The organism is Modestobacter excelsi (assembly GCF_005930495.1).
GTDB classification, from domain to species: domain Bacteria; phylum Actinomycetota; class Actinomycetes; order Mycobacteriales; family Geodermatophilaceae; genus Modestobacter; species Modestobacter excelsi.
Genome location: NZ_SJEX01000010.1, coordinates 70,693 through 81,231, shown reverse-complemented (window position 1 = coordinate 81,231; position 10,539 = coordinate 70,693). Strand labels below are relative to the sequence as shown.

The following is a 10,539-nucleotide window of genomic DNA, read 5'->3' as shown; positions in this document are numbered from 1 at the left end:
CCCCACCACCTCCGAGCGTGCCTGCCGCCGGCCTACCGGCTCCCGCCGCGCCGATCCAGTGAAGGCCACCGCCCCGGGATGACGTCATCGCCCGGGGCGGCCGGCTGCGTGCGGCACCACTGCCCGCCCAGCCGGACCAGGCTGACGACCGCATGCGCGGAGAGCCGCCCAGTGCGGTGCCGTCCGTGCCGCTGCTCACGAGCGCAGCTGTCCGAGGGCCCGGCCCAGGATGCGGACGCCCACCGGGAACGCTGCGGGGTTGGGTCCGGAGTAGTTGAGTCGGACGAAGGCCCCCGCTGGCTCGGCCGGGAACCACTCGGCGCCGGGAGCGATCAGGAGCCCAGCACGCTCGCACTGCTGGGCCAGGTGGTCGAGGTCGGTGGCGTCGGGCAGCCGCGCCCACAGGTTCAGCCCACCCGGCGGGACGAGGTCGACATGGACCGACGGGGCGTGCTCACGCAGGCTGTCCACCAGCAGGTCGCGGCGAGCCCGCAACTGCTCGCGGACGCCGCGCAGGTGGGTCTGCCAGGCGGGCTGGCTGACGACGTCGAGGGCAGCGGCCTGCAGCAGGCCGCTGACGTACATGGACTCCGCGCTGCGGTCGGCGAGGATGCGGTCGCGGGCCGGTCCCCGGGCGATGACGGCGGCGATGCGCAGGGCCGGGGAGACGCTCTTGGTCAACGACCGGAGGTACACGACGTGGCCGCCGTCGTCCTGGGCTGCGACGGGGCGGGGTGAGCTGCTGATGCCGAAGTCGTGAGCCCAGTCGTCCTCGACCAGGAACGCTCCGTGGTGGCGGACGACGTCGAGGACCTGCCCGGCGCGCTCGGCGGTCCACTGGGCACCGGTCGGGTTGGCGTAGGTCGGTTGCGCGTAGAACAGCCGGGCGCCGGTGTCGGCGAAGGCCCGGTCGAGTTCAGCCGGATCCGGACCGTCGGGACCGGCGGGCACGGGGACGACCCGGACGCCGGCCTGAGCGGCCGCGGTGATGGCGCCCCAGTACGTCGGGGACTCCATCAGCACCGGCTGACCCCCGGCACCGAGCGCCCGGAAGACGGAGCTCAGCCCGCTCTGGCTGCCGGGCAGGACGACGACGTCGCTCGGCGTCGGCGGCGCGACGCCGACCGGGCTGGAGCTGGCGAGTTCCTGGGCGAACCAGGACTGCAGCTCGGGCAGCCCGGCCACCGGTGGCCGGGACAGCGCGGTGTCACTGCGCGCCGCGCGGGCCAGTGCTGCGCGCACCAGGCGCTCCGGGAGCAGCTCGCGGTCCGGGTAGCCCGAGTGCAGCGCGATGACGTCGTTCGGGGCGCTGCGCATCGCCGCGGAGACCGCCTGGATCCGGGAGCGCGGGGCACGCAGGGCGGCGGTCTGCCACCCGTAGTCCACGGGCCGCGCCGTCCGTACCGCCCGCACGAACGTCCCGACGCCCGGGCGGCTCTCGATCAGGCCCAGGCTGGTGAGGTCTCGGAGAGCGCGCTGCACGGTCACCGGACTGACCTGGTGCTGGGCGACGAGGGCACGGGTCGACGGCAGGCGCGCACCTGGAGGCGCGGTGCTGATCCACCGCCGCAGTTCCCTGGCCACCTTCGCGCTGCTACTGTCGAGCATGACACAGGAGAGTAGCGCTATCGCCGAGCGACGTCTTGCGCTACCGCAGTCGACGGCGCCTGGTCTGCTGTGGGGCCTGCTGGGTGTGGTGGCCTTCTCCTTCACGGTCCCGTTCACGAGCGTCGCCGTCGGCGGCATGTCCCCGCTGTTCATCGGTTCGGGCCGTGCCGTCGTGGCAGCGCTCCTGGCAGGGGCCGCCCTGTCCCTGACGCGTCAGCGTCTCCCTCGCGGGAGCCAGTGGGTGCGACTGGCCGTGGTCGGTGGCGGGGTGGTGGTCGGTTTCCCGCTGCTCACCTCGTACGCGCTCACCACTGCCCCGGCCAGCCACGGCGCCGTCGTCATCGCCCTGCTGCCGGCCGCCACGGCGACGACGGCGGTCCTTCGAGGGCACGAGCGACCCCCCGTCGCGTTCTGGGTCATCGCAGGCACAGGCGCGGTCGCGGCGATCGCGTCCGCCTCGGTCCAGGAGGGCGGTCTGGGGCAGCTGCGGTGGTCGGACCTGCTGCTGTTCGGCGCGGTCGTCGCCGCGGCCATCGGCTACGCGGAGGGCGGGCTGCTCTCCCGCGAGCTCGGCGCCTGGCAGACCATCTCCTGGGCGCTGGTGCTGTGCTCGCCCCTGATGGGAACGCTGACGCTCCTGTCCGCCGTGCACGGGACGCCATCCGGTACGGCCGTGCAGTGGGCCGCGTTCGCCTACTTGGGCGTCGTGAGCATGTTCCTCGGCTTCTTCGCCTGGTACCGCGGACTGGCCATCGGGCCGATGCCCCAGGTCAGCCAGGTCCAGCTGGCCCAGCCCTTGCTCTCGATCTGCTGGGCGGCGCTGCTGCTCGGCGAGGAGCTGACCTGGAGCACCGTCCTGGGCGGCGTCGTCGTCATCCTCAGCGCCGGTGCCGCCGTCCGGGTACGCCTGGGCACGACCCCGGCCGACCGCCGGGTGGCGCCGCGACCAGTTCGACCCGCTGCCGGCGTCGTGCCCGCCGCATCGCAGACCGCTTCCCGATGACCCAGGACGGGACCACCATGCACGTCCCGCGCTGCAACGCGATCCACGACGGGCGCAGATCCGCGGCACGGTCGCGGCCATCGGCCCGGCGCAGCTCATCCCCGTCGCCGGCGACGGCTCCCCGCTGGGCTCGCTGCTGCCCATCGTCTGGGCGGGCGACACGGTGACGGCGCACCTCGCCCGGGCGAACCCGCACCGGCGGTCAGCCGGTCGCGGAGATCGCCTGCCGGAGGTCCGCGACCAGCTCGTCCGCGCCCTCCAGCCCGACCGAGAGCCGCAGCAGACCCGGCGGGATGCCGGCGTCCAGGCGCTGCTGCGGCGTCATGTTGAAGTGGGACGAGTTGAACGGCACGCTCGCCAGCGTCTCCACCCCACCGAGGCTCGTCGCCTCGACCGCCACCCGGAGGTGCCGCAGCACCTGCAGCACCCGGTCGTCGCCCCCGGCGAGCACGAGGCTGACCATGGCGCCCTTCGGCCCGGGCATGACGGTGTCGGCCACCGCACCGGCGTCGGGGTGGTCCAGCCGGCCCGGGTACCGGACGTGCTCGATGTCCGGCTCGTCGGCCATCTTGCCCGCGACGACCTCGGCCGCCCGGCACGCCTCGGCGAGCCGGACGCCGAAGGTCCGCATGCCCCGCCAGGCGAGGAAGGCCGCGTGCGGGTCCAGGCACCCCCCGAAGGTGATCAGCCGCCGCTGCACCTCCTCGGCCAGCGCGTCGTCGTCCAGGGTGACGGCGCCGGCGACGACGTCGGAGTGGCCGGCCAGGAACTTCGTCGCCGACTCGACCACGACGTCGGCCCCCAGCGCGAGCGGCCGGGCGCAGAACGGGGTGGCGAAGGTGTTGTCCACGACCAGGCGGGCGCCGGCGCGGTGCGCGATCGCCGCCACCGCGGGGATGTCCATGAGTCGCAGTTGCGGGTTCGACATCGTCTCGCCGTAGAGGACGGCCGGCCGGTGCTCGGCAACGGCGCGTTCCCACCCGGCGGTGTCGAACGCGTCGACGCGCAGCACGGTGATCCCGAGCGCGGGCAGGTCCCGCTGGAGCAGGTCGTCGGTGTCCCCGTAGACCTGACGCGAGGCGACCACCGTGTCCCCGCTGCGCAGCAGCGTGACGAACGTGGTGGCGATCGCGGCCATGCCGCTGGCCGTCATCAGCGACCGAGCCGCTCCGTGCAGCCGGGCCACCTCCGCGCCGGCGGCGTCGACGGTCGGGTTGCTGAACCGCGAGTACCAGGTCTCCCGCAGCCCACCGGTGCCCTGGATGTCGGCGTAGGAGGTGTCGTCGAGCTCGAACGTCGTCGTCTGGTAGATCGGGGGGACCACCGGGAACGTCCGCGAGGTGTGCTCCCGGCCCGGGCGGTACGCGTTTCCTGGCGCCACTGGTCTTCTCCCTGCTGTTCGCTCGACCGGGGACCGTCGTCCCCGGCGGAGGCGAGGCCAGCGTCGACGGTAGGGGCTGCGAGCCGTCGACAACAGCGACTCCTCGCGACACGTACCTGTCGAAGGACCGCAGATGTCCGTAGCCCCGGCCCACGCCGGCAGTGCTCGCTGCGGTGAAGGGGCGTGCGTGCCTCCCTGGTGACCAACTCAGGGAGGAAGGCCGCCGCGACCCCCGCTCCCACCAGCCGGAGCTGCAGGCCCGCGGGTCAGCCGGCACCGGGGTGCCAGTCGCTCAGCACGGTGACCAGCGCCGTGACGAACCGTCGGACCTGGCCCAGGTCGACCCACTCGTCGACCGCGTGGAGACCGCCGCCGGACGGACCGCAGACCAGCGTGGGGCAGACCGGCTGCCACAGCGGCGCCTCCATCCAGTACGGCGCATCGAAGGTCACCGCAGTGCCCAGCGCGCTCCCCAGCCGCGCCGCCAGGTCGGCGGCAGCACCTGAGGCGTCCAGCCGCCAGCCATCGCGGTGGGCCACCAGCTCCGCCTCCGCCTGCCACGCCGGCTCGAGGAGGGCCCGGACCTCCCCGAGCGCCTCGGCGCTGGACCGGTCCGCCGCCATCCGCATCTCGACGAGGCACTCGGCGCGATCGGGGACGACGAACGGCGACTCGCCTCCCCGGGCCACGGTGACCATGAGGTCACTGCCGTCGCTCCGGACCGCCGGGGCCCGCTCGTCCACGGCGTGGAGCAGCCGACCCAGGTGCGTCACGGCGTTCACGCCCGACTCCGGCTGCGACGTGTGCGCCGCCCGGCCCGTGAACGTCACCCGGACGACGGCGAACCCGCGCAGCGACCGGCTGAGGGCCAGGTCCGTGGGTTCGGCGACCAGGCAGGCATCGGGTCGCACGCCGAGGTCGGGGAGAGCCGCGATGACGGCCTCGCTGCCGAGGCTGGCGTCCTCCTCGTCGGCTACCAGCGCGAGCACGGGCCGGACCGGTGCGCCCGTCGCGAGCAGGTGTCCGGCGGCGGCGACCAGCGCGGCCACCCCGCCCTTCATGTCCGCGGCGCCGCGGCCGTGCAGACGGTCGTGCTCGACCCGGGGGGAGAAGGGATCGGACATGCCGGCCACCCCGACCGTGTCCAGGTGCCCGTTGAGCACGATGGTGGGCAGGTCCGACCGCCCCGGCGGCACCGCCACCAGGCTGGGCCTGTCCACTCCCCCACCGGCCGGCACCACGGTGGTGACGAAGCCCGACCGTTCCAGCCGTGCCTGCAGGTGGTGGACGATCCGCCCCTCGCCGGCGGCGCCGGCCACCAGGGCGGGGTTCACGCTGTCGATGCCGACCAGTTCGCGGAGGAGCGCCTGGGCCTCGGTGACCGGATCTCGCATCGCGCGAGGCTAGTGCGGACGGGATCCACCCAGCCCCAGCCGTCCCGTGCGCGGGACGGGCGGCGGCCCCATGTCCCGGGCGAGGCCCATGCGGGAGGACGACCCGGTGGGCCGACCTCCTGCCGATGCGCGACGTCGTGACCGGCGCCGCGGCGATCCCCGACCCGATCGACCCCTGATCAAGACCGTGGCATGTCCTGGCAGGACCTGGCCGTGGCCGAGGCGGTGGTCACCGCGTCCTGACCTCCCCGTCCTGGCCGGACCTCTCCACCGGGCTCGGCCGGGATGGAGCGGCGTCGGGGCACGAGGGAGCTGACTACCCGGCCACCTGACGTCTCGTCCGCCGGTATGCTGCTGCGGCTGGCGCAACGGGACGTCGCCGGTCTCCGTCGCCGCCCCAGGAGGCACGCCTGACCCGCTCGTTGCCGCCCGAACCCGCGCTCCCTGCGGTGTCGGACCCGTCGTTCGAACGGTTCGCCCGTCTGGTACGCCGCCAGTTGGACGTCCCCGTCGCCTTGGTGACGTTCGTGTCAGCAGAGGAACAGGTCCTCCCCGGCGCGCTGGGTCTGCCCGAGCCGTGGCAGTCGACCCGCCGGACGCCGCTGACCCACTCGTTCTGCCAGCACGTCGTCCTCTCGGCCCAGCCGTTGGTCATCACCGACGCCCGCACGCACCCGCTGGTGCGGGACAACCTGGCGATCCCCGACCTCGGCGTCGTCGCCTACGCGGGGATGCCGCTGACCGACGCCGACGGTGCCGTCGTCGGCTCGCTGTGTGCCATCGACAGCCGGCCACGCACCTGGACACAGGACGACCTGGAGGTGCTGGCCGATCTCGCCGACGCATGCAGCTCCGAAGTACAGCTGCGGACCACGCAGCAGCGCGGCGCCGAAGCCGCCGCGCGGGCCGAGGAGTCATCCCGGGAGTCACACCGACTGCTCGCCGCGCACGAGCTGGACCAGTCGCGGTGGGCGATGGCCCTGGGCGCTGGTCAGGTGGGCACCTTCGACCTGGACCTGACGACCGGCGTACTGGACGTCGACGACCGGCTGCTCGAGCTGTCGGCCATGACGCGGCAGACGTTCTCCGGCCATCCCGACGACGTCTACGCCCATGTCCACCCCGACGACCTGGACGCCGTCGTCGCCCGGGTGCAGGACGCCATCACCCGGCACGGCGGCTACGACGCCGAGTACCGCATCGTGCTGCCCGACGGTGGGCACCGGTGGCTCGCCGCCCGCGGCGAGGTGGTCGGCGGCGAAGGACAGCCCCGGCTGCTCGGTGTCGTCCTGGACATCACGGCCCGCCGCGGCACGCTCGAGCTGGCCGCCCAGACCCTGCAGTCGATGGCCGTGGGCTACCTGGCCATGGACGCCGACTGGCGGGTCACCTACCTCAACGCCGAAGGCGAACGGCTCGCCGGCCACACGTCCGCTGAGCTGGTCGGGCGGGACTTCTGGACCGCGTTCCCGGCGACCGTCGGCGGCGAGTTCGAGGCCAGCTACCGGCGCGCGGCGGCCACCGGCGAACCCGTCGCGTTCGACGCCTACTACCCCGCACCCCTCAACATCTGGGTGGAGGTACGGGCCAACCCCGAGCACGGCGGGGTTGCGCTGTACTTCACCGACATCACGGCTCGGGTGCGCCTGCAGCAGCACACCGACCTGCTCGCCGAGGTGGGCCAGCAGCTCAGCGGCACCCTGGACACCGAGCACGCCGTCGCCCAGCTCGCGCGACTCGTCGTCCCCGCCCTCGCAGAGTGGGCCGTCGTGACCCTCGTCGACGACGACTCACCGGCCGGCAGCCGACGCGGCCTGCGGGACGTCGGGTGGTGGCACCCCGACCCCGGACTCCGCGCGGTCGTGGCGGACTACGCCCAGCACCGGATCGCCGCTCTGCGCGAGACCTCGTTCCTCAGCCGCGCGCTGACCACGGGACGGACGATCACCCTTCCCTCCGGCGCCGCCGACGCCATCCGAGCCATCTCCGACACCGGTCCTGTCCACGAGCGTCTGGCGGAGCTGGCGCCGGAGTCCTTCGCCGTCCTCCCGTTGCGCGGCCGCGGGCGGACCGTCGGCTTGCTGAGCCTCTTCAACGGCCCCTCACGTGCACCGATGAGCACGGCCGAGCTCCGGGTCGCCGAGGACGTCGCCGGCCGTGCCGGGCTGGCGTTGGACAACGCGCGGCTGTACCGACAGCAGCAACAACTGTCGGAGGGCCTGCAGCGGTCGCTGCTGACCGCCCCCGCCCAGCCCGACCACATGCAGATCGTCGTCCGGTACACGCCCGCCGCGGAGACCGCCCAGGTGGGAGGCGACTGGTACGACGCCTTCCTGCAGCCCGAGGGCACCACGATCATCACCATCGGCGACGTGCTCGGGCACAACACGGCAGCAGCCGCGGCGATGGGCCAGATCCGGTCGATGCTGCGTGGGATCGCCGTGACCACCAGCGCGCGCCCCGCCGAGATCATCACGCGGGTCGACGAGGCCATGACCACACTCATGGACCGCAGCACCGCCACCGCCGTCGTCCTGCGGCTGGAGCAGCCCGAGGAGCAGGCGGCCGAGGGACTCACCACCGTCCGGTGGTCCAACGCCGGCCACCCTCCTCCACTCGTGCTGGACGCGGACGGGACGACACGGCTGCTGAGCGCTCCGCGTGCCGACCTGTTGCTCGGGGTCGACCACACGGTGCAGCGACGGGAGCACGAGGTCGTCCTCGGGCAGGACGCCGTCCTGCTGCTGTACACCGACGGGCTCATCGAGCGACGCGACAGCGACCTGGACGCCGGACTCGAGCGCCTCCAGCACGCGCTGGTGGAGCTCGTCCCGAGCGATCGGGACGACCTCGACCTCGACGAGCTCTGCGACGGGCTGCTCGCGCGCATGCTGCCCCCCGAGGTCGATGACGACGTGGCCATCGTCGCCCTCCGCCTGCAGCGGCAGGACCGCCCACGACCGAGCGGGGCCGGGCCCAACCGGATCCCCCGCAACGTCTCGACGGCCCCCGACGTCATCCCGACCGCTGCGCGCTGACCACAGGCGCTGACGAGAGCCGTCACTGGTCGCGGCGCCCCACCCGTCTCACCGCGGCGGTCCCGGCTCCCGAGACCGGCGACGTCCTCGGCCACCTCCCACGGGAGACCGCCGGAACGGGCTCGATGAACCCGTCAGCCCGGCAGCTCCCCCGTCAGCACCACGTCGTCAGCCACGTCCCGGAGCTTCCGGTTCGCGTTCTGGCTGGCACGCGCGAGGACATCGAAGGCCGCCGCCTCGGTCAGGCCGCGGCGGGTCATCAGGATCCCCATCGCCATCCCGATGCAGCGGGAGGTCTGCAGCCCCGCGCGCAGGTGCTCGATCTCCATCACAGCCGCTGCGGTGTCCCCGCGGGCGACCGTCGTCTCCCCTCGTGAGACGACCGATTCCGCTCGGCAGCGCGTGGTCTCGTCCTTCGAGACCACCAGCTCGGCTCGAACGCCCGCCAGCTCATCGACCATCGACGCCATGCGCGACTCGATGGACGGCGCACCCCAGTCGGGCACTGTGTTCCCCACGATCAGATCGTGGCACAGCAATGAGTGCTCGTGGTCTCGCACCCGCCGGGCGCACGACCGCCGGAACCCGAGGCCGGAGCAGCCGTGAGACCCCCTTGTGCCGAGGGCGGCCCCGGTGACGTCAGCCGTGCAGTCAGCGGAACAGGGTGCCGATCAGGCGGCGCCCGGGCTACGGGCGGCCGGGGACTCCACCTCGGGCTGGCTCGAGGCGACCGAGGTCCCAGCCGAGGTCCCAGCCGAGGTCCCAGCCGAGGCCCAGCTACCTGCGTTGGGTCCGCTACCGGCCGCCTTCATGCTGTTCGCGCAGGTCAGGTGTCTGCACGGCCGCCGGCGTTCGCCCCGGTGCATCCGCGTACGGGCCGCGTTGCTGTACCGGTTGCTGTGCTTGCCCGGCGCGGGTCAGTGGCCACGCTCGGCCCTCGGAAGCCCGGCCCGGCCGGCGGTCGTGACCAGCCGCCGCTAGGACGAGCGTGGAGCGCTGCTTGAACGCTGGACGAACTCAGCTTCGACGCGGATACGCCGAGGGGGCTCGGGGAGCGAGCCCCGCAGCCGTCCTACGGCCAGGTCGACCGAGTGCATCGCGAGCATGTCGATCGGCTGCCGGACGACCGTCAGCGGTGGGCTGACGAGCTCCGTCCAGGGGTTGTCGTCGAAGACGACCAGGCTCAGCTCGCCGGGCACGTCGACCGCCATCTGCTTCACCCGGCGCAGGGCACTCCGGACTTGCGCGGTGTTGCCGACGATCAGTCCGGTCGGCCGGTTCGGCAGCGCCAGCAGGGCGCTCACGGCGTCCCCTCCGGCGTCCCCGCGGAACGGGATGGCGTGGATGAGCCTGTCGTCAGCAACCTTCCCCGCGTTCCCCATCGCGCGCTTGAACCCAGCGACCCGGTCACGTCCGGTAGAGGTGGACAACGGGCCCGAGATGAAGGCGATCCGCTCGTGCCCCAGGTCGAGCAGGTGACGGGTTGCCACCTCGGCCGACAGATCGTTGTGGATCGCGACGACATCGACCTCGGGCAGCTCGTCGATCTCGCGGTCGACGAAGACGACGTTCACACCGAGCTCGACGAGCCTCGCCCATCTGTCGACGTTGCCCCCAGTCGGGGTGGCGATGACCGAACCCACCGACCGCCCGATGAGCGTCTCGATCGACTCCGCCTCTAGGTGCGAGTCCTCCAGCGTGGTGAGCAGCACGACGTGGATGCCGCGCGCGCGGGCCTCCCCCACCACCCGGTCGGCGAGACGAGCGAAGAACGGGTTGGCCAGGTCGGCCAGCACGAGGCCGACCGCGGTCGCCGACCGCTGCTGGAGTTCCCGGGCCGCCGCGCGCGGCCGGTAGTCGAGCCGTTCGATCACGTCGACGACTCGAGCCCGGGTCTGCTGCGCGACAGGTCCGGTCCCGTCGTTGAGCACACGTGAGACCACCGCTACGGACACCCCGGCTTCCCGGGCGACGTCGCGGATCGTGGCTGCCTTGCGCACTGGGCGCCCCCTTCGTACTCGGCCAGCCTACTGACGCATGAAAACGCGTCTTGACGTGTGAATCACGCCACTGGTACAAAAGTGTAACCGTTACCACCGCCGCTTACGACGGTCT

The 10,539-nt window shown here is 73.1% G+C and carries 7 protein-coding genes; 2 read left to right on the top strand and 5 right to left on the bottom strand.

The window, feature by feature from the left end; translation table 11 throughout:
• Nucleotides 1–195 precede the first annotated feature (195 nt).
• Nucleotides 196–1,608, bottom strand: coding sequence for an aminotransferase-like domain-containing protein (locus FHL80_RS06005; RefSeq protein WP_138732541.1), 1,413 nt, complete (start codon nucleotides 1,606–1,608; stop codon nucleotides 196–198).
• Here FHL80_RS06005 and FHL80_RS06000 point away from each other — a divergent pair.
• Nucleotides 1,607–2,611 carry a DMT family transporter gene (locus FHL80_RS06000; protein ID WP_138732540.1) on the top strand — a complete coding sequence of 335 codons (1,005 nt, stop codon included), beginning with the start codon at nucleotides 1,607–1,609 and terminating at the stop codon, nucleotides 2,609–2,611. The two genes, FHL80_RS06005 and FHL80_RS06000, sit on opposite strands and share 2 nt — an antisense overlap.
• Before the next feature lie 202 nt (nucleotides 2,612–2,813).
• Here the strand turns inward: FHL80_RS06000 and FHL80_RS05995 are convergent, their stop codons facing one another.
• Both FHL80_RS05995 and FHL80_RS05990 read right to left on the bottom strand, forming a co-directional pair.
• Nucleotides 2,814–3,992, bottom strand: coding sequence for a trans-sulfuration enzyme family protein (locus tag FHL80_RS05995; protein WP_281283437.1), 1,179 nt, complete (start codon nucleotides 3,990–3,992; stop codon nucleotides 2,814–2,816).
• Between the two features lie 266 nt (nucleotides 3,993–4,258).
• Complete coding sequence (locus tag FHL80_RS05990) at nucleotides 4,259–5,386, bottom strand: M20 family metallopeptidase (RefSeq protein WP_138732538.1); 1,128 nt, start codon at nucleotides 5,384–5,386, stop codon at nucleotides 4,259–4,261.
• 449 nt (nucleotides 5,387–5,835) lie between these two features.
• On the opposite strand from FHL80_RS05990, the gene FHL80_RS05985 reads away from it, so the two are divergent.
• Entirely contained in the window at nucleotides 5,836–8,424 is a 2,589-nt protein-coding gene (locus FHL80_RS05985; protein ID WP_246078489.1) for a SpoIIE family protein phosphatase, read from the top strand.
• A gap of 134 nt (nucleotides 8,425–8,558) precedes the next feature.
• On the opposite strand, the gene FHL80_RS05980 is transcribed toward FHL80_RS05985, so the two are convergent.
• Nucleotides 8,559–8,894 (bottom strand): ANTAR domain-containing protein, encoded by a 336-nt coding sequence (locus FHL80_RS05980; RefSeq protein ID WP_138732536.1) that lies wholly within the window; start codon nucleotides 8,892–8,894, stop codon nucleotides 8,559–8,561.
• 507 nt (nucleotides 8,895–9,401) lie between these two features.
• Nucleotides 9,402–10,424 (bottom strand): LacI family DNA-binding transcriptional regulator, encoded by a 1,023-nt coding sequence (locus FHL80_RS05975; protein WP_138732535.1) that lies wholly within the window; start codon nucleotides 10,422–10,424, stop codon nucleotides 9,402–9,404.
• Nucleotides 10,425–10,539: the final 115 nt, after the last annotated feature.